Origin of the sequence: Amycolatopsis sp. AA4 (assembly GCF_002796545.1) — a bacterium.
In the GTDB taxonomy this organism is placed as follows: domain Bacteria; phylum Actinomycetota; class Actinomycetes; order Mycobacteriales; family Pseudonocardiaceae; genus Amycolatopsis.
The window spans coordinates 5,464,334-5,486,819 of sequence record NZ_CP024894.1 but is presented as its reverse complement, the minus strand read 5'-3'; the positions used below and the strand labels follow the sequence as shown (position 1 = coordinate 5,486,819).

General features: G+C 70.1%; 22 protein-coding genes and 1 pseudogene. 18 read left to right on the top strand and 5 right to left on the bottom strand.

The window, feature by feature from the left end; all coding sequences use genetic code 11:
* Nucleotides 1-6: 6 nt before the first annotated feature.
* From pepE to CU254_RS25340, 5 genes and pseudogenes are all read left to right on the top strand, one after another.
* A complete protein-coding gene (pepE, locus tag CU254_RS25360) occupies nt 7-741 on the top strand; it encodes a dipeptidase PepE (RefSeq protein WP_009080641.1) in 735 nt (244 codons plus the stop codon).
* Nucleotides 742-866: 125 nt separating this feature from the next.
* A pseudogene (locus tag CU254_RS25355) lies at nt 867-1,088 on the top strand (transposase); the annotation flags it as partial.
* Between the two features lie 215 nt (nt 1,089-1,303).
* Nucleotides 1,304-2,584: an MFS transporter gene (locus CU254_RS25350; protein ID WP_100266877.1), complete on the top strand. Its 1,281-nt coding sequence runs from the start codon at nt 1,304-1,306 to the stop codon at nt 2,582-2,584.
* A 26-nt stretch (nt 2,585-2,610) separates the two neighbouring features.
* Nucleotides 2,611-3,129, top strand: coding sequence for a MarR family winged helix-turn-helix transcriptional regulator (locus CU254_RS25345; protein ID WP_199785980.1), 519 nt, complete (start codon nt 2,611-2,613; stop codon nt 3,127-3,129).
* 100 nt (nt 3,130-3,229) lie between these two features.
* The gene (locus CU254_RS25340) at nt 3,230-3,934 is read left to right on the top strand and encodes an alpha/beta fold hydrolase (protein WP_158688079.1); all 705 of its coding nucleotides are present in this window, start codon (nt 3,230-3,232) and stop codon (nt 3,932-3,934) included.
* A gap of 47 nt (nt 3,935-3,981) precedes the next feature.
* Here the strand turns inward: CU254_RS25340 and CU254_RS25335 are convergent, their stop codons facing one another.
* Together CU254_RS25335 and CU254_RS43785 are read right to left on the bottom strand one after the other, a co-directional pair.
* Nucleotides 3,982-4,626 carry a carbonic anhydrase gene (locus tag CU254_RS25335; protein WP_009080631.1) on the bottom strand — a complete coding sequence of 215 codons (645 nt, stop codon included), beginning with the start codon at nt 4,624-4,626 and terminating at the stop codon, nt 3,982-3,984.
* An 82-nt stretch (nt 4,627-4,708) separates the two neighbouring features.
* Nucleotides 4,709-4,873: a hypothetical protein gene (locus CU254_RS43785; protein WP_086024907.1), complete on the bottom strand. Its 165-nt coding sequence runs from the start codon at nt 4,871-4,873 to the stop codon at nt 4,709-4,711.
* Nucleotides 4,874-5,161: 288 nt separating this feature from the next.
* On the opposite strand from CU254_RS43785, the gene CU254_RS25330 reads away from it, so the two are divergent.
* The 8 genes from CU254_RS25330 to CU254_RS25295 all read left to right on the top strand — a co-directional run bounded on the left by CU254_RS25330 (nt 5,162) and on the right by CU254_RS25295 (nt 13,283).
* Nucleotides 5,162-6,085: an ABC transporter substrate-binding protein gene (locus CU254_RS25330; RefSeq protein ID WP_009080628.1), complete on the top strand. Its 924-nt coding sequence runs from the start codon at nt 5,162-5,164 to the stop codon at nt 6,083-6,085.
* Nucleotides 6,086-6,121: 36 nt separating this feature from the next.
* Complete coding sequence (locus CU254_RS25325) at nt 6,122-7,018, top strand: amino acid ABC transporter permease (RefSeq protein WP_009080627.1); 897 nt, start codon at nt 6,122-6,124, stop codon at nt 7,016-7,018.
* Complete coding sequence (locus CU254_RS25320) at nt 7,015-7,824, top strand: amino acid ABC transporter ATP-binding protein (RefSeq protein ID WP_009080625.1); 810 nt, start codon at nt 7,015-7,017, stop codon at nt 7,822-7,824. The genes CU254_RS25325 and CU254_RS25320 overlap by 4 nt, the downstream gene beginning before the upstream one ends.
* A gap of 32 nt (nt 7,825-7,856) precedes the next feature.
* Nucleotides 7,857-9,023 (top strand): FAD-binding oxidoreductase, encoded by a 1,167-nt coding sequence (locus CU254_RS25315; RefSeq protein ID WP_009080623.1) that lies wholly within the window; start codon nt 7,857-7,859, stop codon nt 9,021-9,023.
* Nucleotides 9,024-9,062: 39 nt separating this feature from the next.
* The gene (locus CU254_RS25310) at nt 9,063-9,728 is read left to right on the top strand and encodes a GntR family transcriptional regulator (RefSeq protein WP_009080622.1); all 666 of its coding nucleotides are present in this window, start codon (nt 9,063-9,065) and stop codon (nt 9,726-9,728) included.
* A gap of 305 nt (nt 9,729-10,033) precedes the next feature.
* The gene (locus tag CU254_RS25305) at nt 10,034-10,627 is read left to right on the top strand and encodes a helix-turn-helix domain-containing protein (protein ID WP_009080620.1); all 594 of its coding nucleotides are present in this window, start codon (nt 10,034-10,036) and stop codon (nt 10,625-10,627) included.
* 44 nt (nt 10,628-10,671) lie between these two features.
* Nucleotides 10,672-12,150: a peptide MFS transporter gene (locus CU254_RS25300; RefSeq protein ID WP_009080618.1), complete on the top strand. Its 1,479-nt coding sequence runs from the start codon at nt 10,672-10,674 to the stop codon at nt 12,148-12,150.
* Nucleotides 12,151-12,185: 35 nt separating this feature from the next.
* Nucleotides 12,186-13,283, top strand: a complete 1,098-nt coding sequence (locus tag CU254_RS25295) for an FAD-binding oxidoreductase (RefSeq protein WP_009080617.1) — start codon at nt 12,186-12,188, stop codon at nt 13,281-13,283.
* Nucleotides 13,284-13,358: 75 nt separating this feature from the next.
* Here the strand turns inward: CU254_RS25295 and CU254_RS25290 are convergent, their stop codons facing one another.
* A complete protein-coding gene (locus tag CU254_RS25290) occupies nt 13,359-14,417 on the bottom strand; it encodes a M20 family metallopeptidase (RefSeq protein WP_009080615.1) in 1,059 nt (352 codons plus the stop codon).
* Nucleotides 14,414-15,403, bottom strand: coding sequence for a LacI family DNA-binding transcriptional regulator (locus CU254_RS25285; protein ID WP_009080613.1), 990 nt, complete (start codon nt 15,401-15,403; stop codon nt 14,414-14,416). The genes CU254_RS25290 and CU254_RS25285 overlap by 4 nt, the downstream gene beginning before the upstream one ends.
* A 112-nt stretch (nt 15,404-15,515) precedes the next feature.
* Here CU254_RS25285 and CU254_RS25280 point away from each other — a divergent pair, with 112 nt between their 5' ends.
* From CU254_RS25280 to CU254_RS25265, 4 genes are read left to right on the top strand one after another with little or no spacing between them, the layout of a single operon-like run.
* A complete protein-coding gene (locus tag CU254_RS25280; protein WP_009080611.1) occupies nt 15,516-16,268 on the top strand; it encodes a glutamine amidotransferase in 753 nt (250 codons plus the stop codon).
* Nucleotides 16,269-16,299: 31 nt separating this feature from the next.
* Entirely contained in the window at nt 16,300-17,295 is a 996-nt protein-coding gene (locus CU254_RS25275) for a DMT family transporter (protein WP_009080609.1), read from the top strand.
* Nucleotides 17,288-18,322, top strand: coding sequence for a phosphotriesterase (locus CU254_RS25270; RefSeq protein ID WP_009080607.1), 1,035 nt, complete (start codon nt 17,288-17,290; stop codon nt 18,320-18,322). Before CU254_RS25275 ends, CU254_RS25270 begins: the two co-directional genes overlap by 8 nt.
* Nucleotides 18,319-19,242 carry a ribokinase gene (locus tag CU254_RS25265; protein ID WP_100266876.1) on the top strand — a complete coding sequence of 308 codons (924 nt, stop codon included), beginning with the start codon at nt 18,319-18,321 and terminating at the stop codon, nt 19,240-19,242. The genes CU254_RS25270 and CU254_RS25265 overlap by 4 nt, the downstream gene beginning before the upstream one ends.
* 148 nt (nt 19,243-19,390) lie before the next feature.
* On the opposite strand, the gene CU254_RS25260 is transcribed toward CU254_RS25265, so the two are convergent.
* On the bottom strand, nt 19,391-21,289 hold the full coding sequence (locus CU254_RS25260) for a putative Ig domain-containing protein (protein WP_009080602.1): 1,899 nt from the start codon (nt 21,287-21,289) through the stop codon (nt 19,391-19,393).
* A 168-nt stretch (nt 21,290-21,457) separates the two neighbouring features.
* Between CU254_RS25260 and CU254_RS25255 the strand changes: the two genes are divergently transcribed.
* On the top strand, nt 21,458-22,468 hold the full coding sequence (locus tag CU254_RS25255) for a helix-turn-helix domain-containing protein (RefSeq protein WP_009080601.1): 1,011 nt from the start codon (nt 21,458-21,460) through the stop codon (nt 22,466-22,468).
* The last annotated feature ends 18 nt before the right edge of the window (nt 22,469-22,486 follow it).

Here is a 22,486-nt window from a genome sequence, read left to right as displayed (position 1 = left end):
AATCGCGTGACTGACCTGCTGCTGCTGTCCAATTCGACCAACCACGGCCGTGCTCCGCTGGAGCACGCGCTGGACGCGGTGGCCGAGGTGCTGGACGGGCGCACCGAGCTGGTGTTCGTGCCGTTCGCGCTGGCCGACCACGACGGCTACACCGAGCGCATCGCCGCCGCGGTGGCCCCGCTCGGCGTGCGGGTGCGCGGGCTGCACACCTGCGCCGACCCGGTCGCCGCGGTGCGCTCGGCCCCGGCGGTGTACACCGGCGGCGGCAACACCTTCCGCCTGCTGGCCGACCTGTACCGCCGCGAGCTGCTGGAACCGTTGCGGGACAGGGTGTCCGAGGGCATGCCGTACCTCGGGGCCAGCGCGGGAACCAACATCGCCGGGCCTACGGTGCGCACCACCAACGACATGCCGATCGTGGAGCCGCCGAGCCTGGCCTCGCTGGGACTGGTGCCGTTCCAGCTCAACCCGCACTACGTCGACCCCGACCCGGCCAGCAGGCACATGGGCGAGACCCGGGAGAAACGGCTCGCGGAATTCCACGAGTGCAACGACATTCCGGTGCTCGGCCTGCGCGAGGGCACGTGGCTACGCGTGCGCGGGGACTGGGCGGAACTCGCGGGAGTCTCCACAAGCGGCGGCGCACCCGGGCGGTTGTTCCGGCGAGGTGCACCGGGCGAGGATCTGTCCGGCGATGTCAGCGAGCTTCTCGCCCCCGCGCGCGAACCGGTGTGGGGCTGATCGCTGCACACCGTTCTGCCGACGGACGACGGGGAAGGGCTGGGCCTGCGGGCTCGGCCCTTCCCCGTTTCGTTTCTCCGTGGCGGTGGTGCTGGGCTCGCAGCCGGTGAAAACCGTCGAGGGCGGTGCTGCCCCGCCGGTGGGTGGTGGAACGAACCTTCGGCTGGCTGATGAGGTGCCGACGCTTGACCCGCGACTACGAACGCACAACCGCCCACGCCGAAGCGATGATCCAATTCGCGATGATCCGATTGATGGCCGCCCGCCTCGCCGACGAACACATCGAACCTCGCGGCCCCATCGAAACCGAAGCAGCCCGCCGCACAGCAGAAGACGCCAACGACTAACCACCGGGTTTCACAGCACCCTCTCAGGGTTCCCCTCGCGGACCGTCCGCGTCGCGCGCCGGGGGAGAGGACTCTGCCGAGATAGCTTGACACAAGCATCTTAGGAGAAAGATACTTCCCGGCGACCCCGCCGGCCGAGGCGGCCGGTCTGGCGGCGCGGCGGGTCCGCGCGGTCCGGGCCGCCTCGCGATGGTCCGGCCCGGAAAGGAACCGCGGTGACCGTGCCGAAGGAAGACCGGCGTCCTGGCGCGCCGCTGACCGCGTGGCTGGGCGTGCTCGCGCTGCTGGCGGTCGTGGCGATCTCCTACATCGACCGGGTCAATGTGTCCGTGCTGATCACCGATCCGGCTTTCACGCAGCACTTCGGGATCGCGGGCAACCGGGCCGCGCAAGGCGCGCTGATGACGCTTTTCCTGGCCGGCTACGGAATCGCCGCCATGCTGATCACGCCGTGGTACGAAGCGGTCTTCGGGGTGCGGCGCGGGCTGCTCGTCAGCCTGGCGTGCTGGGCGCTGTTCACGCTCGTCTCCCCGTACGCCGGGAGCGCGCTGCTCCTGCTGACCCTGCGATTCCTGCTCGGGGCCAGCGAGGGGCCGCTGTTCTCGCTGAAGACCATGTACGTCAAGGACAATTTCGCCGAAGGCGCGTGGGGCAAGCCCAACGCGGTCAGTTCGATGGGAGTTTCCCTGGGCACGGCGCTGGGCATCCCGGTGATCACCTTCGCCCTCGTGCACTTCGGCTGGCACGGCTCGTTCCTGCTGCTCGCGGCGCTTAACCTGGTGGTCGGACTGCCGCTGGTGGCCCTGTTCGTCCGCTCCGTGCGGCGTCGCACAGCGGTCCGGGAACCGGCGTTGCGACGGTTCGCGGGAGCGTTGCGCACGCCCAAGCTCGGCTGGATCCTGCTGATCGAGGTGGCCACGCTCGGCTATCTGTGGGGCAGCACCTCCTGGCTCCCGTCGTATTTGCTGCAGGCACGGCATTTCTCGCTGGCGCAGATGAGCGCGCTGTCGGCGCTGCCGTTCGTGGTCAGTCTCGGGTCCGGATTCCTCGGCGGATGGCTCATCGACCGCCTGCCCGGCCGTCGCGTGCCGCTCGTGCTGGTGATCGGCAGCATCGGCACCGCGCTGTGCGCCACGACCGTGACCTTCGCCGATTCGCGCTGGCTCGCGGCGGCGACCCTGATCCTCGCCAATGCGTTCTGGGGCCTGCAGGGACCGGCGATCCCGACCCTGGTGCAGCAGTACGCGCCGGCGGGCTCGGTCGGCAGCGCCTACGGCCTGATCAACGGGGTCGGCAATCTGGTGTCCGCGCTGCTGCCCACCTTGATGGGCGTCGCGATCGCCGCGGGCGGCGACCACGGGTTCGCCGCCGGCTACGCGCTTCTCGCCGCGACGCAGCTGCTCACGCTGCTCGGTGCGGTCGTGCTGCTCCGCGGCCGCGCTCCGGCCGGAAAGGCAACCGCGGCGGCCGAGCAGCCCGTGGCGCGCTCCCGTTAGGACGGACCCGGATAGGCTCCGTGCGCATGCCGCGGAACGAGGAGCCGATGACGATGGACCCGGTCGACCAGGTGGTGGCGGACTGGGCACGGGAGCGCCCGGACCTGGACGCCTCGCCGATCGCGATTTTCGCCCGAGTCCGCCGGATCGCCGACCTCGCCGCCGGCGGCCTGCGCGGGTACCTGGCCTCCTACGGCCTGACCCCGGGCGCGTTCGACATCCTGTGCAACCTGCGCCGGGCGGGCCGCCCGTACCGGAAAACGCCGTCGGAACTGGCGGCGTCCGCGCTGGTCACCTCGGGTGCGCTCACCGGACGGCTGGACGCGCTCGAGCGCGACGGGCTGATCCGCCGCCGCGAGCGTCGGGGCGATCGCCGGGTCAGCTATGCCGAGCTGACCGCGGCGGGCCGCAAGCTCGTCGACCGGGTCTTCGAAGGGCATCTCACCCGGGAAGAAGCGCTCCTGGCCAGCCTGAACGGAGCCGACCGCGAGGACATCGAACGGGCGCTCGCCTTGCTGGAGAGCGCGATCCGCGAGGGCATCTAGCCGGACTCCGCGCCAGCTGGATTGTCCGATCGGGCAGAGACGGAACCCGTTGGGCGCGAGGAACTCCGGCGCCGCCGCGGCCGTGGTTAGCGTGCTCGGCATGAGCCGCGAGAAGCCCAAGACGTTCGTTCTCGTCCACGGGGCCTGGCACGGTCCGTGGTGCTGGGAGCGGGTGCGCGAGCACCTGGTCGCGCGCGGGCACGAGGTGGTGTGCCCGTCGCTGCCGTGCGACACGCCCGAGGCGGGCCAGGACGAGTACCTCGCGGTGCTGGAAGACGCGCTGCGGAACCGGTCCGGCGCTGTTCTCGTCGCGCACTCCATCAGCGGCATGGTGGCCCCGCTGGCGACCGGCCACCCGGCGGTCAGTTCCCTCGTTCTGCTCGCCGCCCTCGTGCGCACGCCCGGCGCCGTGTGGGCGGACGGCGGGGCGGCGCTGATCGCCGAGCCGTTCCGGAAGGTGCTCGCCCAGGCGGTCGTCGACGGGTCCGGATGCGTGGTCCTGGACCCGGCCGGCGCGACCGACGTGCTGTACCACGACTGCACCCCGGCCGATGCCGCTGAGGCGGTGAGCCAGCTGCGACCCAGCGCGAACACCGTGGGCCAGCAGGTCTGCCCGGACTTGCCGCAGCGCCGGGTGCCGACCACGTACGTGGCATGCCGCGACGATCGCGCGGTCGACGGCTCGGGGAACGCGGTCTTGGCGCGGAAACTGCTCGGCGCCGCGGTCCGGGAGATCGACGGCGGGCACTCGCCGTTCTGCTCGGCGCCGGAACAACTCGCCGACCTGCTGGTCGAACTCGCCTGACGAGGCCGCCGGAACCGGACCCAGGCGGCCTCGTCAAGCGCGGCCGATCAGGCCGCCGAGTTCGCGATGGGGGCGTCGATTCCGTGCGCGGCCACGACCTCGGCGCTTCCGTCGGCCAGCCGGTAACGCAGGCCGACGACGGCGGCCCGGCCGTCCGCGACGCGCTCGGCCAGGACGCGGGAACGGTCCAGCAGCAGGTCGACGGTGTGCTTGACGTGCTCGGCGAGGATCTCGTGCGGTTCGACCCGGCCCGCGGCCCGGGCGGCGAGAACGCTGGGCGTCACCTTCTCGACGACGTCGCGGACGTAGCCGACCGGCGCGAGCCCGTCTTCCAGCGCAGCGGTGGCCGCGCCGACCGCGCCGCACGAATCGTGGCCGAGTACGACGACGAGGGGACAGTTCAGCAGGTCGACGCCGTATTCGATGCTGCCGAGCACCTCCCCGCCGATCACCTGGCCCGCGGTGCGCACGACGAACAGGTCGCCGAGGCCGCGGTCGAAGATGATCTCGGCGGCGAGACGGGAGTCCGAGCACCCGAACAGCACCGCGAACGGGTGCTGGTTCGGCGCGATCGCGGCGCGCCGGGCGGCGTCCTGGTTGGGATGCTCCGGGGCGCTGCTGACGAAACGGTGGTTGCCTGCCATGAGCAGGTCGAAAGCTTCCTGCGGAGTCGGGGGTGTCGTGTCGGCCATGGGCTCAGCCTAAGCCGACCCGGGCGGCGACGGGTGTTGCCATCGTCTCGCCCGGGCCGGGTTTCAACCGGATGCGCGCGGGTTACCGCCCCCGCCCCAGCGCCGCCCGCTTCACGAAGCCGACCGCGGCGGTCGCCAGGAACAGGACCGCGCCCACGATGACGAGCCAGAACAGGCCTTTGATCACCACCCCGAGCACGATGCACACCAGCCAGATCACCAGAAGCAGACCGAGAAGTGCCAGCATGGGAGTCCTCCTGACCGTCGCCGGGAAACTGCGGCTGCCGAAGGGATACCCAGGCGCGGCCGGGCTATGCGCGCCTTCCCTCGCGGGGGATGCCCCCGCCTGAGCCGGTCGATCGCGGCGCGCTCCTGCCGCGGAGCCGAGCGGGCCGAAACACCGGATTCGACTCCGGAACCACCCCATCGCCGCGGATTCCGGTTTCTAGATCCACTTTTTTGCTTCTTGACCCGCGCCGCCTCCGCATAGGAGAGTCTGCTGTCAGACAGCTAGACAGAATGACAAGGAGACAGTATGAACCGACGCGGAGTCGCCCTGCTCGTCACTGGCGCTGTCGCTGTTTGCGCTGCTCTGACCGGGTGCGGAGCGAGTTCTCCCGCTTCCGGGGACGGGGCCGCGCCCGCCGGGTCGTCCTCGGAGGTCGCGATTCCGGCGGTCGCCAAGGACGCGGCGCTGGCGGCCAAGCTTCCCGAGGAGATCCGGAGCGCGGGCGTGCTCCGGGTCGCGATGGACGAGACCTATCCGCCGTTCGAGTCGGTCCAGGCGGGCAAGGTCGTCGGGCTCGACCCGGACCTGGCGAACGCGATCGGCGGCGTCCTCGGGGTCCGGGCGGAATTCGTCAACACGTCGTTCGACGCGATCATTCCGTCGCTGACGTCGAACAAGGTCGACCTCGCGATGTCGTCGATCGGCGACACCAAAGAGCGCGAGCGCACGATCGACCTGGCCACTTATTACTGGAACGGAACGCTGGTGCTGGTGAAATCCGGGAACCCGGCGCAGATCAAGGCCGACCAGGTGTGCGGCGCGCGTATCGGCGTGATCCGCGGTTCCTTGCAGCAGACCAGTTTCCTGCCGTCGCAGGCGGCGAAATGCGCGGCGGCCGGGAAACCGGCGGCGAAGGTGGAGGTCTACCAGAACGGGCCGCAGGCGCAGCTCGCCTTGCAGAGCGGGCGCATCGACGGCGTGATGGAGGACGCGCCGCCGTTGCTGGCCGTGGCGGCGCAGCAGAAAGACGTCTTCGAGACCGCCGGGCCGTTCTTCCGCAATCCGAATCCGGGCGGCGTCGCGTTCCCGAAGGGGAGCAAGCTGGTGGAGCCGGTGCACGAGGCGCTCGAAGTGTTGCTCAAAAACGGCACTTACCAGGCGATTCTGAAGAAGTGGAACCTGGAGAAGATCGCGATCGACAAGTCCGAGATCAACGGCGCGCAGTCGTAGTCCGCGCAATCGTCGACCCGGAAGGGAAACGGGAACATGACAGCGATAAGTGCGCCACGGATCCAGGAAGAACCGGTAGTGCCGCTGCGCCGTCCCGGGCGCTGGGTCACCTACGCGGTCGCGGCGGTGCTGGCGGCGATGTTCGTCCACACCCTGCTCACCAACAAGAACTTCGGCTGGGACATCGTCGGGAACTACCTCGGGTCCGGCGAAATCCTCGCCGGGCTGGGAAAAACGATCGAACTGACCGTGCTCGCGATGGCGATCGGGATCGTCCTCGGCGTCGTGCTCGCGGTGATGCGGCTGTCGGCGAATCCGGCGATGAAAGGATTCGCCTCCCTCTACATCTGGTTTTTCCGCGGCACGCCGGTCTTCGTCCAGCTGCTGTTCTGGGGCTACGCCTCGGCGCTCTACCCGCGGCTCGGGATCGGCATCCCGTTCGGCCCGCAGTTCGTGTCCGCGCCGACCAACGTCCTGATCACGCCGTTCATCGCCGCCATCCTGGGGCTCGGGCTGAACGAGGGCGCCTACATGGCCGAGGTCGTCCGGGCGGGGATCCTGTCGGTCGACCGCGGGCAGACCGAGGCGGCGCAGGCGCTCGGCATGTCGCGATTGCGCACGCTGCGCCGGGTCGTGCTGCCGCAGGCGATGCGGGTGATCATCCCGCCGACCGGCAACCAGGTGATCACCATGCTGAAAACGACGTCGCTGGTGAGCGTGCTGGCCTTCCCGGAATTGCTGTACTCGGCCCAGCTCGTCTATTCCACGAACTTCAAGACGATTCCGCTGCTGATCACCGCGTCGCTGTGGTATCTGCTGACGACGTCGGTGCTCAACGTGGGCCAGCATTTCCTGGAACGCCGGTTCAGCCGCAGCGAACGGGGCGTGTCCCGCCGGGCCGCGGCGGCCGAGATCCCTTCGGAGGGCCGATGACCACCGCGAAAGCCGGCGAGCCGAGCCGGACGGAATCCCGCGCCGGCGTGCCGATGGTCCAGGCGGTGAACGTCTGCAAGAGTTTCGGTTCCGCCGCCGTGCTGAAGGGCATCGATCTCGAAGTGCGCCGCGGCGAGGTGATGACCTTGCTGGGGCCGTCGGGATCGGGGAAATCCACTTTCCTCCGGCTGATCAATCATCTGGAAACGCTGAGCGCGGGCCGCTTGTACGTCGACGGCCGGCTGGTCGGCTACGGCGAGCGCAACGGGCGGCTGCACGAGCTGCCGCCGTCGGCGGTCCAGCGGCGTCGCGCCGAGATCGGCATGGTGTTCCAGCGGTTCAATCTTTTCGCGCACATGACCGCGCTGCAGAACGTCATGGAGGCGCCGGTCGGCGTGCGGCGCGAAAAACGGGAAGCCGTCCGGAAACGCGCGCTGGAACTGCTCGACCGGGTCGGGCTCGCCGACAAAGCTTCGTCGTACCCCAGCGCGCTCTCGGGCGGCCAGCAGCAACGGGTCGCGATCGCCCGGGCCCTTGCCATGCAACCGAAACTGATGCTGTTCGACGAACCGACGTCCGCGCTCGACCCGGAACTCGTCGGCGAGGTCCTCGACGTGATGAAGGACCTCGCCCGCTCGGGCATGACCATGGTCGTGGTCACGCACGAGATCGGGTTCGCGCGGGAAGTCGCGGACCACGCGGTGTTCATCGACGGCGGGGTGGTCGTCGAAAGCGGGAATCCGGCACGGGTGCTGACCGATCCGCAGCATCCGCGAACGAAGGCATTCCTCGGGAAAGTCCTGTGAATACCCGCGCGCCAGGAAAGGGGCAGCGTTCCGTGCAGATCGTCGTCATCGGGGCCGGGGTGCTCGGCCTGTCCGCCGCCGCCGCGCTCGCCCGCCGCGGCGCCCGCGTCACCGTCGTGGACCAGCACGTGCCCGGCGCGGGCACGTCCTCGACCAGCTACGCCTGGGTCAACGCGAACAAGAAGGAACCCCAGGCCTACTACGACCTCAACCTCGCCGGCATGGAGGCGCATCGCCGCCTCGCCGAGGCCACCGGCGGCGGCTGGCTCGGCACCGGCGGCCACCTCGAAGTCGCGACCGACCCGGCGCACGCCGCCGAGCTGGAACAACGGATGGCGCGGCTGCGCGGGCACGGATATGCCGTCGAGGAGGTGACTCCGGAACGCGCGCGGCAGCTCGTTCCGGACCTGCTCTTGCCACTCGACGCCGGCCCGCTCGCCTACTTCCCGAGCGAGGCGCACTGCTACCCGCAGCTCTACCTCGCCCACCTGCTCACGACGGCCGAGGAGCTGGGCGTGCAGGTGGTCAGCGGGGCGCGGGTCAAGGACTTCGACGTCGACGCCGGACGGCCGGTGCTGCGGCTCGCCGACGGCACGGCGCTCGGCTGCGACCGGGTGGTCAGCTGCGTCGGGCGGTGGACCGGGGAGCTGCTGGCGCAGGCGGACCTTCCGCTGGCGATGGAAACGTTCACCCATCCCGGGGACGCGACGGTCGGCTACCTCTCGGTGACCAGCCCGGTGCCGGTCGCGCTGCCCGGGCTGCTGACGACGTCCCGGCTCAACGTCCGGCCGGACGGGGCGGGCCGGTTGCAGCTGCAGGCGCTCGACCTCGACCGGACCGCGGATCCGAGGGCGGTGCCGGGAACGGATTCGCCGCTGGCGGAGGAACTGCTCGACCGGCTCGCGAGCGTCCTGCGGCATACCCGGGCCGCGACGATTTCGGAGCTGCGGGTCGGGCAGCGGGCGCTTCCGGCGGACGGGCTCACGGTCGCCGGCCCGGTGCCCACGCTGCCGTGGCTGTACGTGGTCGCGACGCACAGCGGGGTCACCCTCGCCCCGTTGCTGGGCGATCTGGTCGCCAAGGAGGTGTACGACGGCGTGGACCAGGACCTGCTCGCGGAGTTCCGGCCGGACCGGCTCCTTGCTCCCGACGCTCGGCGCGCCCGTGCGCGGCCGCCTCGCCGGCCGGGCGAGCAGTAGGATCGAATCCAGGATTGTTCGAGAAGGGAACCGGGGGGTATGGGCCGAATTCAGCGGGAGACAGTCGCCGAGAAGAGCGTGGCGATTTTGCGCGAGCGCATTCTCAGCGGGGAGCTGAGCCCGGGCACGCCGGTGACCGAGGACGCGGTCGCCGAGGACCTCGGGGCTTCCCGCGCGACGATCCGGCAGGCGCTCAATACCTTGCTGATGGACGGTTTGCTGACCCGGCACCCGACTACGCGCGTGCTTCAGGTGACGACGCTCAGTCCGGAGGACGTGCGGGACATTTACCGGGCTCGGCGGTTCCTGGAACTGGGCGGGGTCGAGGCGGCCGCGCACGCTTCGGCCGAGCAGCTGGAGCGGGTTGCCGATGCGGTGCGGGAGTTGGAGAAGACTGTCCACGCGCATGACGTGACCGGGTTCGTGCAGGCGGATATCCGGTGTCACGTCGAGGTCGTGGAGCTGCTCGGGTCGCGGCATTTGACTACCGCGCATCGGCATTTGATGGAGAAGCTGCGGTTGGTGATCACCGCTACGGAGCAGCAAGAGGCGTTGGTCCGGGAGAATTTGAAGGAGCGGCTGGCGGTGCATCGGGAGTTCGCGGAGCTGCTGGTGGCTGGGGAGGTGGAGGCGGCTCGGGCCAATCTGGCGGCGCGGCTTGAGGATGCGGAGGAGGTCGTCGCTGCCGAGGCTGCTGGGGGGTAGGGGCGGCTCGTCGCCTGGCGGCGACATTGCCGCGTCTGGTTGCGTGGGCACCCCGAAGGTTGATTGTGCTGACGGTCCGGGGGTGCTTGTCAAGGCGGGAAAGATGCCTTGACAAGCACCCCCGGACCGCATTCCGGCTTCGTATCGGGGTGTGGGGGAGGGGCTGGGTGCCTCGATGGTTGGGTGCATCGGTGGCGGGATTGCTTGTGAGGCAAGGGAAATTCTTGGTTTGCTGCTATTGTTTAGTATTGACTGGGCTTGTTTTGTGTAGCTAAACTTCGGGGGACGGAAGGAGGGCCGGGGCTGTGGTCGAGAGCGATCCTGCTGTACGGGTGGGGGCGGAGATCAAGCGGGTCCGGTCTTCGCTTGGCATGACGTTGCGGGAGCTGGCGGAGCGTTGCGGGCTTTCGCCGGGGTTTCTTTCGTTGGCCGAGCGCGGGGTCAACTCGATTTCGCTGACCTCGTTGTTCGCGATCGCGGGTGCGCTTGAGGTGGATGCGGTCGAGTTGCTGGGCTCCGCGGGCAAGCGGAGCCGGGCGGAGTACGCGGTTTCCCGGCGGGACGATCCTCGGGCCGCTCGCGTTGTCATGGGCGAGCGGGAACATCGGGTGCTCACCGCGGAATTGCCGGACCAGCATATTGAAGTGCTGGCGACCAGGGTGAATCCGACTAATGCACCCTCGCCGGTGACTCGGCATGACGGCGAGGAATTCTGTTACGTGGTGAGCGGCGAGCTGACTTTCCTCATGCCGGACGAGTCTGTCGTCCTCGCGGCGGGGGATGCGATTCATTTCAAGTCCTCGACGCCGCACGCGGTGCACAACCAGGGCGACGTCGTCGCCGAGGTGCTGTGGACTGTGGACCGTCCGCTGCTGCGGCGGCCCGGTATTTCCCGCTGATCTTCTTTCGTCGTTCCCAGCGCCATCCTTATCGAAAGGCGGCTATGAACGAGCAGACAATGGCGTCCGCGCGTGATCGACGGTTTTTCGGTCATCCTCGGGGGCTGGCCACATTATTCTTCGTGGAGATGTGGGAGCGGTTCTCCTATTACGGGATGTCCGCGATTCTCCTCTACTACTTGTACGACCGCACTTCTTCCGGCGGCCTGGGACTCGACAAGGCGACGTCCTCGGCGCTGGTGTCGATTTACGGCGCGCTGGTGTTCATGTCCGGCGTCGGCGGCGGATGGCTGGCCGACCGGGTGCTCGGCATGCGGCGTGCGGTGCAGGTCGGCGGCGGGTTGATCATGTGCGGGCATCTGGCGCTCGCGGTGCCGGGCGGGTTGCCCGCGCTGCTGGTGTCGATGTTGCTGATCGTGGCCGGGACTGGATTGCTCAAGCCTAATGTGTCCAGTTTGGTCGGTGAGCTTTATTCGACGCGGGACAACCGCCGTGACGCTGGGTTTTCCGTGTTCTACCTGGGGATCAACCTGGGTGCGTTCGTCGCGCCGTATCTCGTCGGGACGTTGGGGCAGAAGGTCGATTACCACCTCGGGTTCGGGCTCGCGGCGGTAGGGATGGCGGCCGGGCTGCTGGTGTTTGCCCGTGGGCGCAAGCAATTGGGCGACGCGGGGGAAGCACCGACGAACCCGTTGCGGGCGGGGGAGCGGCGGCGGGTCGCGGTGCGGGCGGGGGCCGGGGTGGTCGCGCTGGCGGTGCTGGTCGCGGTGTTCGGGCTCGCGGGCGCGCTGACGGTCCGGACGTTGATCAACGCGGTGACGGTGCTCGCGGTCGTGTTGCCGGTGGCGTACCTCGCGATGATGTTGCGCAGCCCGCGGACGGACGCGGTCGAGCGGTCTCGGTTGATCGCCTACATTCCGCTTTTCCTGGGCGCGGTGTGCTATTGGGTGGTCAACGAGCAGACCAGTTCGGTGCTGGCGCAGTTCGCGGACAAGCGCACGGATCTGGAGATTTTCGGGTTCTCCGTGCCGTCGTCGTGGTTCCAGTCGCTGAACCCGATCGCGACGCTCGTGCTGGCTCCGACGTTCGCGTGGTGGTGGATCAAACTGGGCGACCGGCAACCCGCCACGCCGCGGAAGTTCGCACTCGGGTTGCTGCTCGGCGGGGCGTCGTTTGTCTTGATGGCCGGGCCGGGTCTGCTGCACGGCGTCGACCAACTGGCGAGTCCGTGGTGGCTGGTGGCGAGTTACTTCGTGGTGATCTGCGGGTCGATGTGCTTGTCGCCGGTGGGGCTTTCGGCCACGACAAAGCTGGCGCCGCGGGCGTTTCTCGCCCAGATGATGAGTTTGTGGTTCCTCGCGTCCGCGGCGGCGAGCGGGATCAATGCGCAACTGGTGCAGTTGTACCGCGCGGACACGGAGATCGGCTACTTCGCCGGAGTCGGCGCGGCGGTGATGGCGGCGGGCGTCGGGTTGCTGCTGCTGGCACCGTGGGTGCAGCGGCGGATGGGCGGCGTGCGGTGAGCGGAAAACAATCAGCGGCGAAGGAGCGGGGCGAAATGCGCGTGATCGTGGTCGGCGGCGGGATCGTCGGTGCGGCAGCCGGGTACGAACTGGCCCGGGCCGGAGTGGACACGGTGCTGGTCGACGGGGCGGCGAGCGGCCGGGCGACGTCGGCCGGGGCCGGGATCATCTGTCCCTGGTCGTCCACAGTGGACGATCCGGACTGGTACCGGATGGCGGCCGGCGGGGCGGAGCACTACGAGGAATTGCGCGCGGCGCTGGCCGAGGACGGCGAGACGGAGCTCGGTTACCGCCGGGTCGGCTCGCTGCGACTGGTGTCGGAAAGCGAAGCGGCGCAAGCGTTTCAGCGCGTGGCGGAGCGGGCGAAGGAAGCGCCGCTGGCGGGCGAGGTCGAGTTGGTCGACGGCCGTCAAGCGCAGGAACTGTTCCCGCCGCTCGCGCACGACGGTCCGGCCATCTACCTTCCGGGCGCGGCCCGGCTCGATGGCCGGCTGGTGCGCGACGCGATGCGGCGAGCCGCGGTGCGGCGTGGGGCGCGGATCGTCGAAGGCACCGCGTCGATCGTCGCGGACGGGACGGTTCGCGGGGTGCTGGTCGGCGAGGAGTTCATCGGCGCGGACGCGGTGATCGCCGCCGCGGGGGCGTGGTCGCCCGCGTTGCTGGGGCCGCTCGGGGTCGAGGTGCGGGTGGAACCGCAGCGCGGGCAGATCGTGCATCTTCGGCTGCCGGGCACGGATACCTCGCAGTGGCCGGTGGTGCTGCCGCAGTCGAGCCACTACCTGCTGGCCTTCGACGATTCGCGGATCGTGGTCGGTGCGACGCGGGAGGACGGGGCGGGCTTCGACAACCGGGTCACCGCGGCCGGGCTGGCGGAGGTGCTGACCGAAGCGTTGTCGGTGGCCCCGGGGCTGGCGGACGCGACGTACGTGGAGACCCGGGTGGGATTCCGTCCCGCCGGGCCGGACATCCGGCCGCTGCTCGGTGCGGTGCCGCAGGTCAAGGGGCTGGTGGTGGCCAACGGCCTCGGTGCGTCGGGGCTGACGATGGGACCGTACGCGGGTTCCATCGCGGCTCGGCTGGCTAGGGAGGTCGACCCGGGGATCGACCTGAAGCCGTACGACCCGTTGCGGTGACGGGGACGCGCCGACCGGGAAACTCCGGTCGGCGCTGCCTGCGGGAAGCTGGCTCGCTGACTCGTGCCGAGGGTTCTAGCGGGCGGCGGACAACACCAGTTCGCGGTAGTTGCGCACCGCCTCCCTCCAGGACTCCAGCTCCAGCTTCTCGTTCGCCGCGTGCATTTCCCGCGGATCCCCGGGGCCCCAGATCACGATCGGGGCTCCGGACACGGACCCGGCCAAGGCGGAGGCGTCGGTGAAATAGGCGGCGGCGGGTGCCGTGACCTGGTCGGCGAGCACCTCCGGCAGCCGCGCGGTGCGGACCGCGGGCAAGTCGAGCTCCACCTCCGCGCTGATGGCCGGATCGAGCGAGGACGCCCAAGCGATCGCGGGCGCGCCGCCGTCCACAGTGCGCACGTCGAGGGTCAGAACCGCCGACGCGGGAACGATATTCGTCGCGGTCCCCCCGGCGAACGTGCCGACGTTGACGGTTTCGTCGCCCAGGTAGTCCTCAGTGGACAGTGGCAGGGAATCGAGCGCGCCGAGAGCCCGCTCGGCGAGCAGCTGGATCGCGTTGCGCCCGAGCTGAGGCGTGGACCCGTGGGCGGCCTTCCCCACCGCGGCGAGACGCAGCCACGTGGCCCCGCGGTGCCCGAGCGAGACGCGGTTCCGCGTCGCCTCCGGCACCACGACGATCCGCGGCGTCAGCTGCAGCGAAGCCGCCGCCTCCGCCGCGCCCCGGCAGCCGATCTCCTCGTCGCTGGTGAGGAGGACCTGCGCGTCGGCACCGGCTTCCGCGGCGTTGCGCAACGCTTCCACCGCGGCGACGAGCCCGCCCTTCATGTCGACGCTGCCCCGGCCGTGCAGGAACTTCTCGTCGACGTCCGCGGAGAACGGCGCGCGATCCCACAGGTCAGGGGAACCGACCGGGACGGTGTCGAGGTGGCACACGAACAGCGTGCCGTCGCCCGAACCGGTGCCGAGCAGCACCCACGGGCGTCCGGAGGCGGAGCGTTGCCGCACCTGGACGCCCGCGGTGGCGGTGGCATAAGCGACAGCCAGCTCCTGGGCGGCGGCCTGCGCGGCGCTGTCGCCGGAGGTGGTGTCCTGACGGACCAGGTCGCGCAGCAGGTCGAGAGCTTCGTCGGTCATCCGGAGTACTCCTGGGTCGATTCGCGGACGACGAGCTGCATGGAGAGCACGTGGTCCGCGGGGCTCTCGCCGGCCGCGAGGCGGGTGATCTCGTCGACCGCTTTGCGCGCCATCTGCTCGGTCGGTTGCGCAACGGTCGTGAGCCGCGGCGACGTCCACTCGCCGAGGGTGATTCCGTCGCAGCCGATCACCGACAGGTCGGCCGGCACCTTGACCCCGGCGCGGCGGGCCGCTTCGAGCAGTCCGACGGCGGCGATGTCGCTGGCGGTGAACACGGCGGTCGGCTCCGCGCCGGCCCGTGCCATGTGCGCGAAGAAGTTCATGCCGAACGCCGAACTGAACGTGCCGCGCACGATCATCGCTTCGTCCACCGCGATCCCGTGCGCTTTCAGCGCCGCCCGGTACCCGGCCTCGCGCTGGTCGGCCGTCCGCAGCCCGGCCGGGCCGCCGACGTGGGCGATGAGCCGGTGGCCCTGGGAGATCAGGTGGGTGGTCGCCTGGTAGGCGCCGCCGAAGCTGTTCGCGGTGACGTGCGCGATCCGCGGTCCGGCGGCTTCGACGTACTCGTCCAGGAAAACCACCGGGAAGTCGCCCGCCAGCCGGCCCGCGAAGGCCTCGTTGGTGCTGTTCATCCCCAGGTAGATCAGCCCGCCCACGTCCGGCGCCCGCATCAGCCGTTCGACGCTCGCGCGCTCCCGCGACGGCGACGAGCCGGTGAGGGCGGTGAACACGTCGATGCCGTCCTCCGCGGCGGCGTCGGCCACCGCGTCCGCCAGCGTGGAGAAGTACGGGTTGTCCAGTGAGGGGACCACCAGGCCGAGGCTCAGCCCGGTGACCTGTTTCCGGACCGGCGGATGCCCTTCGGCGGACAGCGCGGCGTCGATGCGCCGGGCCGTCTCGGAGGCGACATTGAGCTCTCCCCGGACGTACCTCGACACCGTCGACACGGCCACTCCGGCCTCTCGGGCCACCTTCGCCAGCGACATCCGGCTCCTCCCCGTTCGAGCGTTGACGGCGACTGCAACCGCATCCTATATTGGCGTCGTTGCGCTATGTTGCGCAACACTCGCAAAACGCTTTCGCCCGAAGGAGTCGTCGATGGTCAAGGTCCTGCTAGCGGGGGAGTCGTGGGTCAGTGCGACGATCGACCACAAGGGATACGACCCGTTCGCGCACACGCAGGTGGAGATCGGGTGCGAGCGGCTGCTGGCGGCGCTGGCGGCGGAAGGGGTCGAGGTGACTCACCTGCGTTCGCACGACGTCGCCGAGAAATTCCCGCAGACGCTGGAGGAACTCGGGGCCTACGACGTCGTGCTGCTCTCCGACGTCGGCTCCAACACCCTGCTGCTGCACCCGGACACGTTCACCCGCGGCCGTCCGACGCCCAACCGGCTGAAGCTGCTGCGCGAATGGGTCCAGGGCGGGGGCGGCCTGATGATGGCCGGCGGCTACCTGAGCTTCCAGGGCTTCGAGGGCAAGGCGAACTACCACCGCACGCCGATCGAGGAGATCCTCCCGGTCGACCTCGACCCGTTCGACGACCGCGTCGAAACCCCGGAGGGCGTCCGCGCCCAGGTCGTGCGGGCGGACCATCCGGTGGTCGCCGGGCTGGACCCGGAATGGCCGATCCTGCTGGGCTACCAGCACACCACGCTGAAGCCGGACGCCGAACTGCTGGCCACCGTCGAGGGCGACGTCATGCTGGCCGCGCGCCGGGTCGGCAAGGGCCGCACCCTCGCGTTCACGTCGGACATCTCCCCGCACTGGGCTCCGGAGGAGTTCATGAGCTGGGACGGGTACCGCAAGCTTTTCGCCCAGGCGCTGACCTGGCTCGCCGGACGCGACAGCTGAGCCGCGCGCACTCGGGATCAAGGAGGATTCGATGAGTACGTCACCCACCCGCCGCGCGACCTCGGTCGTCGTGCTGACGATCGCGACCGTCTTCGCCGGCATGCTCGGCCCGTTGCAGTCGCTGGTCAACGGACATCTCGGCACCGCGCTCGGCGACGGGCACGCCGCCGCGCTGGTGTCCTTCGGCACCGGCCTGGTGCTGATGCTGGTCATCGTGCTGGCGCGCGCCCGTACGCGCACCGCGTTCTTCCGGCTGCCGGGTCAGCTGGTGCGCGGCGAGATCCCGCGCTGGAACTTCTTCGCCGGCCTGTGCGGCGCGGTGATCGTGCTGTCCGAGGGCGTGACGGTGGGCTTCCTCGGGGTGGCGATCTTCCAGACCTCGCTGATCTCCGGCATGGTCATCTCCGGCGTGGTGTGCGACCGGCTCGGCATCGGCGTCCCGTTCAAGCAGGCGATGAGCGCGCCGCGCGTCGCCGGGGCGATCCTGGCCATCTGCGCCACGGTGCTGGTCGTTTCGCCGAACTGGTCGGCCCCGCACATGATCGCGCTGGCGGTCATGCCGTTCGTCGGCGGCCTGCTCGCCGGCTGGCAGCCCGCGGGCAACTCCGAGATCGGCCTGCTGTCCGGGTCGATGTTCATCTCCATCACCTGGAACTTCCTGATCGGCTTCGTCGCGCTCGGTCTCGTGTACGTGGTGCGGATGGTCGCCGCGGGCGCGCACTTCGCCTTGCCGGGCACGTGGTGGATGTACTTCGGCGGGCCGCTCGGCCTCCTGTCGATCGCGCTGATGGCTTTGCTGGTGCGCGGTCTGGGGCTTCTGCTGCTGGGGCTGGCCTCCACGGCCGGTCAGCTCATCGGCTCGCTGCTGCTCGAGGTCGTCGCTCCCGCGGCGGGTTCCAGCCTGCACCTGGTGACCGTCCTCGGCGCGCTCGTGGCGCTGGCGGCCGCGGCGATCGCGATGATTCCCTCGCGGCACACGGCCGAACCCGCGGTCCTCGCCCAGCCGGCCGAGGTGCCTCGTGGGTGAGGTGCGCGGCGTCCTCGGTGCGGTCGACGCGGCGGACCTCGGGCTGGTGCTGCCGCACGAACACCTCTTCAACGACCTGTCCTCCGCGGTCGCCGAGCCCTCCTACGCCTCCACCCGGCGGCTCGTCGAGGCGGAAGTGGGGCCGGAGTGGCAGTTCCTGCTTCGCCAGGATCCGTACTGCTGCGCCGACAATGTGGCGGTGAAAGACCACGCGAGCGTCGTGCGCGAGGTGGCCGCGTTCGCCGCGGCGGGCGGCGGCACAGTGGTCGACGCGACCGGCAGCGCGGCGATCGGCCGGGATCCGCGAGCGCTGGCGGCGGTGGCCGAGGCGACCGGCGTCAACGTCATCATGGGCACCGGCGCGTACCTGGAGAAGTTCGAGGGCGAGCGCATCACCGCGGTCGCCGTCGAAGCGCAGACCTCGCGCATTCTCTCGGAGCTGGACGAGGGCGTGGGGGACACCGGGATCCGAGCCGGCGTCATCGGCGAGGTCGGCGTCTCCCCGCTGTTCACCGACGGAGAACGGGCTTCCTTGCGTGCCGCCGCGCTCGCGCAGGCGGCCCGGCCGGACGTCGGGCTCAACATTCATCTGCCGGGCTGGCAACGCCGCGGGCACGAGGTGCTCGACCTGGTGCTGGACGAATGCGGTGCGGTCGCGGGCAAAGTCGCGCTGGCGCACAGCGATCCGTCCGGCGACGATCCCGGCTACCAGCGGGAGCTTCTCGAACGCGGCGTGCTGCTGGAGTTCGACATGATCGGCCTCGACATCTCGTTCCCCGGCGAAGGCGTGGCCCCGACGGTCGCCCAGACCGCGCACGCCGTGGCCCGGTGGGTGCACGAGGGTTTCGGGGACCAGATCATGTTGTCGCACGATCTGTTCCTGAAGCAGATGTGGACGCACAACGGCGGAAACGGCCTGGTCTTCGTGCCGACCGTCTTCGCCGATCTGCTTCAAGCCGAAGGCGTTTCGGCGGACGCCGTGGCCCGGCTGATGCGAGACGTCCCGGCGCGATGGCTGACCGCATGAGCCCGGCAGTAGCGGTCGTCGCGTCGCTCAACGTCGACCACATCGTCCAAGCGCCGCGGATTCCCGAGCCGGGGGAGACGCTCCTGGGCTTCTCGACGAGCCGGGAACTGGGCGGAAAAGGCGGCAACCAGGCGGTCGCCGCCGCCCGGCTCGGCGCGGACGTGGCCGTGCTCGGCTGCGTCGGCCAGGACGAGGACGGCGACGAGTACCTGAAAGCCCTTGTCGCGGAAGGCATCGACGTCACCCACGTGCGCCGGTCGCCGCTGCCCACCGGCCGGGCCGCGATCACGGTCGACGCGGAGGGCGTCAACTCGATCGTCGTCGTGGCCGGAGCGAACGCCGACATTCCCGCCCCCGCAGCCGAAACAGCGATCGGCGAGTTGCCCGGCCTTCGGGTTGTCGTAGGCCAGCTGGAGGCCGCGGCAGACGCGACGGAACGCGCCTTCGCGGCCGCTCGCGAGCGCGGCGTGCTGACGATCCTCAACACCGCGCCCGCCGCCGACGCAGCCGGAAAGCTGGTGCCGTTCAGCGATGTGGTGGTGGCGAACGAGATCGAGTTCCGCCAGCTCACCGGCGAAGACCCCTTTAACGACAACGGTTTGCGGGGCGGCAGCGCCGAATTGTTCGCGGCAGGCTGCCGATGGGTGATCGTGACGCTGGGCGCGAAGGGCTGCGCAGTCCTCGACGCGTCGTCGTCCACGCACGTCCCGGCGGTCGCTGTCCAGGCGGTCGACACTACTGCCGCAGGGGATTCGTTCGTCGGCGCCCTCGCGGCCCGGCTCGCGGAGATCCCCGGTGCGCCGGAGACCGCCGATGTCGTGACGGCTTGCGCCTTCGCCGCAAAGGTCGCCGCGGTCGTAGTGACGCGGCACGGGGCGCATCCGTCGCTGCCAACCTTGGCGGAGGTGCTCGACACCTGACCGGTTGCGGTGCTGAATTGGTGGGTGCTGAGGGCCCGTGCAGTGCTCGATACGTGGTGCCACGGCGCTTGCCCCGCGTCCGTTGATTCCTTGCCCCGTATGGAAAAGGCCGCCCCGCGTACGGGACGGCCCTTCCTCTCGTTCAGTTTCAGCTCACGGTCAGCGCCGTGTCGTCGAGGCAGAACGACGTCTGCAGGCTCGAGTCCTCGGTGCCGGTGAAGGTGATCGTCACCGTCTGGCCGGCGAAGGCCGACATGTCAACGGTGTGCAGCTGGTATCCGTTCGCCTGGTTCAGGTTCGAGTAGGTGGCGAGCGTGGTCGAACCGGCCTTGACGGTCAGCTTGTCGTAGGCCGTCGTGGTGGTCGTTTCGGCGGTGTCGACGTGCAGGTAGTAGCTCAGCGTGGCGTGGCAGCCCGAGGGGATGGTCACCGACTGCGAGACCGTGTCGGTGTGCGCGCTGCCGTAGCCGTCGAGGTAGGCGAGGTAGCTGCCGCTGTGCGGGGCTTCGCCGCTGGACGACGTGCTGATCACGCCGGCGGACGCGGTCCAAGGGCTGGTGCCGTTCTCGAAGCCGGGGTTGCCCAGTTTCTGGCCGGAACAGGTGCCGCCGCCGGTCGGGGCGATCGTCCAGCTGAACGTGGTGGAGCCGGTGGCGCCGGAGGAGTCCTTGGCGGTCGCGGTCACCGAGTACGTGCCCGCGGTGGTCGGCGTGCCGGAGATCAGTCCGCCGGAGCTGATCGACAGTCCGGCGGGCAGGCCGCTGGCGGTCCAGGTGTAGCCGCCGCTGCCGCCGGACGCGGAGAGCTGCAGGCTCGCCGCGGTGCCGACGACGCCGTTCTGGTTGCCCGGGTTGTTCGCCGTGACGCCGCCGCTCGGGGCGCCCGCGCTGAACGCCGCGGTGCCGTTGGGAGTGCCGAGGCCGGTCGGGCCGTCCCAGCCCGGGCCGGCGTTGCACTGCACCGGGGTCGAGCAGCTGCCGTTGCTGCCGGAGGTCACGTCGTTGAGGTTTCCGGTGTGCGAGTACGGGTAGGCGGCGGGGGTGTCGGACGCGCCGGGCGTGCCGGCGAGGGCGTACACCGACGCGATGATCGGGGCGGACGCGCTGGTGCCGCCGTACACAGCCCAGCCGCTGCCGCCGTAGGTCTGGTAGACCGCGACGCCGGTCTGCGGGTCGGCCACGGCCGAGACGTCGGCGACCGCGCGCTTGCCGCAGCCGGTCGTCACGTTCTGGAACGCGGGCTTCGCCACGTAGCCCGAGCAGCCGCTGCCCGCGCCGCTCCACGCGGTTTCGCCCCAGCCGCGCGCGCTGCTGTTGCGGGTCAGCGAGGTGCCGCCGACCGCGGTCACGTACTGCGACGAGGCCGGGTAGCTGATGCCGTAGCCGTTGTCGCCGGTGCTCGCGGTGATCGCGACGCCCGGGTGGTGGAAGTAGCTCGAGTCGGACGAGGGTTCGGAACCGTCCTCGCCGCCGCCGTAGCTGTTGGAGACGTATTTCGCGCCCATCGACACGGCGGTGTTCACCGCGGTGCCGAGATCGGCCATGCTCGGCTGGTTCGCTTCGACGAGCAGAATGTGGCAATTCGGGCAGATCGCCGAAACCATGTCGACGTCGAGCGAGATTTCGCCCGCCCAGCCGGAATCGGCGGCCGGGAGCGGGCTGGTCTGCCCGTTTTCGTTCACCTTTGTGAAACAGCCGTTCGCGGTGGTGCAGGGCGGGAGACCGTAGGTGGAGCGGTAGCTCGCGAGGTCCGATTCAGCGTTCGGGTCGTCGTTGGAGTCGACGATGGCCACCGTGGCCGCGGAACTGCCCGCGGCGGTGAGGTTGTAGGCGGAGCGCAGGTCCGCGGGGCCGAACCCGCTGGGCAGCGCGCCCGGGGAGAGCAGCGCGCGCATGGTGTCGGTCTGGCGTTCGGCGAAACACGTGACCATGCCGGGCTTCGGCTTCTCGGCGCAGACGCGGGCGGTGGGATGCGCCGCGGCGGGCGCGGGCGCCGCCACGGCGGGCAGGGCCGGGGCGGTCAAGGCCAAGGCCGCGAAACCGGCCATGGCAAGGATTCTTCGGGCTGAACGGGACACGATCCCTCCCAGGGAATTTCCTGCGAACGGCGTCGGGCCATTCGGTGTCCCGTTGTCTACAGTTCGTTCAGCCCTGGCGGTGACGCGCTGGTGCCAGTGGCGCAATGGTGTCGGCCAGCCCGGTGGAGGTGCCTCCGAATGGTTCCCGAAGCAATCGGCCATCTCCTGACGCTCGGGCTGAAAGCGGACGAAGCAGAAATCTATCTCGACCTACTTTCGTCGGGCCCGGTTCCGCCGGACCGCTTGGCGGACGACACCGGCCGCGACCCCGGCGAGGTGCGCCGCGTGCTGGCGGTGCTGGCCGGGATCGGACTGGCCGGCCCGGTCGACGGACCCGGTTCGCCGATGTCCGCGCTGCGCCCGGAACCGGTGCTGGAAGTGCTGGCCAGGCAACGAGAGGCGGAACTGGCCGGAGCCCGCGCGGCGATGACGCGGCTGTACGAGCAATACCGCAGGCCCGCGGCCAGCTACGCCGCCGACCCGATGGTCGAGGTGGTCAGCGGCACCGCGGCCGCCGAACGGGTGCGGCAACTGGAGCGATCGGCGCGTGCCGAAGTGCGCGGATTGGACTCGCCGCCGTACTACGCCGACGCGGACGCCAACGAGATCGAACTGGAGAACCTGGCGCGAGGCGTCCGCTACCGCGCCGTCTACGGCAGGCTCGCGCTGGAACGCCCCGAGTACGTCGAGGCGAACATCCTGCCCTGCGGCAAAAGCGGCGAGGAGGCCCGGGTGCTGCCGGAGGTCCCGGTGAAACTCCTGATCGTCGACGACTGCGCGGCCCTGTCCGGCGCGGACCGGACGGTGCTGCTGATCCGCTCCTGCGGCCTGTTCGACGCGCTGGCCGGGCTCTTCGACATGTGCTGGCAGGTCGCACTGCCGCTCGGCCTCGCCGCCGACGCCTCCGGTCCCGAAATCCGCCCCAGCGAACGACGATTGCTGGCACTGCTCGCGGCCGGGCTGACCGACGACCAGGTCGCCCGGGTGCTCGGCGTGAGCAGGCGGACGATGTTCCGGTATCTGGAGAACCTGATGGCCCGCACCGGGGCGGCGAACCGGTTTCAGCTCGCACTGCACGCGACTCGGAATGACTGGCTTTCGGTGGACCATCAGCCGGGCGCTTCGGCGGTGCGGTCGGTGCCGTTGTGAGAGCCGCGTGGTTGTTCG

Bases quoted from the DNA above. Each gene is read 5' to 3' on its own strand.
- CU254_RS25345 (WP_199785980.1), top strand. From the start codon at position 2,611: ATGCCGCGGAACGAGGAGCCGATGACGATGGACCCGGTCGACCAGGTG.
- CU254_RS25340 (WP_158688079.1), top strand. From the start codon at position 3,230: ATGAGCCGCGAGAAGCCCAAGACGTTCGTTCTCGTCCACGGGGCCTGG.
- CU254_RS25335 (WP_009080631.1), bottom strand. From the start codon at position 4,626: ATGGCCGACACGACACCCCCGACTCCGCAGGAAGCTTTCGACCTGCTC.
- CU254_RS43785 (WP_086024907.1), bottom strand. From the start codon at position 4,873: ATGCTGGCACTTCTCGGTCTGCTTCTGGTGATCTGGCTGGTGTGCATC.
- CU254_RS25330 (WP_009080628.1), top strand. From the start codon at position 5,162: ATGAACCGACGCGGAGTCGCCCTGCTCGTCACTGGCGCTGTCGCTGTT.
- CU254_RS25325 (WP_009080627.1), top strand. From the start codon at position 6,122: ATGACAGCGATAAGTGCGCCACGGATCCAGGAAGAACCGGTAGTGCCG.
- CU254_RS25320 (WP_009080625.1), top strand. From the start codon at position 7,015: ATGACCACCGCGAAAGCCGGCGAGCCGAGCCGGACGGAATCCCGCGCC.
- CU254_RS25310 (WP_009080622.1), top strand. From the start codon at position 9,063: ATGGGCCGAATTCAGCGGGAGACAGTCGCCGAGAAGAGCGTGGCGATT.
- CU254_RS25300 (WP_009080618.1), top strand. From the start codon at position 10,672: ATGAACGAGCAGACAATGGCGTCCGCGCGTGATCGACGGTTTTTCGGT.
- CU254_RS25295 (WP_009080617.1), top strand. From the start codon at position 12,186: ATGCGCGTGATCGTGGTCGGCGGCGGGATCGTCGGTGCGGCAGCCGGG.
- CU254_RS25290 (WP_009080615.1), bottom strand. From the start codon at position 14,417: ATGACCGACGAAGCTCTCGACCTGCTGCGCGACCTGGTCCGTCAGGAC.
- CU254_RS25285 (WP_009080613.1), bottom strand. From the start codon at position 15,403: ATGTCGCTGGCGAAGGTGGCCCGAGAGGCCGGAGTGGCCGTGTCGACG.
- CU254_RS25280 (WP_009080611.1), top strand. From the start codon at position 15,516: ATGGTCAAGGTCCTGCTAGCGGGGGAGTCGTGGGTCAGTGCGACGATC.
- CU254_RS25275 (WP_009080609.1), top strand. From the start codon at position 16,300: ATGAGTACGTCACCCACCCGCCGCGCGACCTCGGTCGTCGTGCTGACG.
- CU254_RS25265 (WP_100266876.1), top strand. From the start codon at position 18,319: ATGAGCCCGGCAGTAGCGGTCGTCGCGTCGCTCAACGTCGACCACATC.
- CU254_RS25260 (WP_009080602.1), bottom strand. From the start codon at position 21,289: ATGGCCGGTTTCGCGGCCTTGGCCTTGACCGCCCCGGCCCTGCCCGCC.
- CU254_RS25255 (WP_009080601.1), top strand. From the start codon at position 21,458: ATGGTTCCCGAAGCAATCGGCCATCTCCTGACGCTCGGGCTGAAAGCG.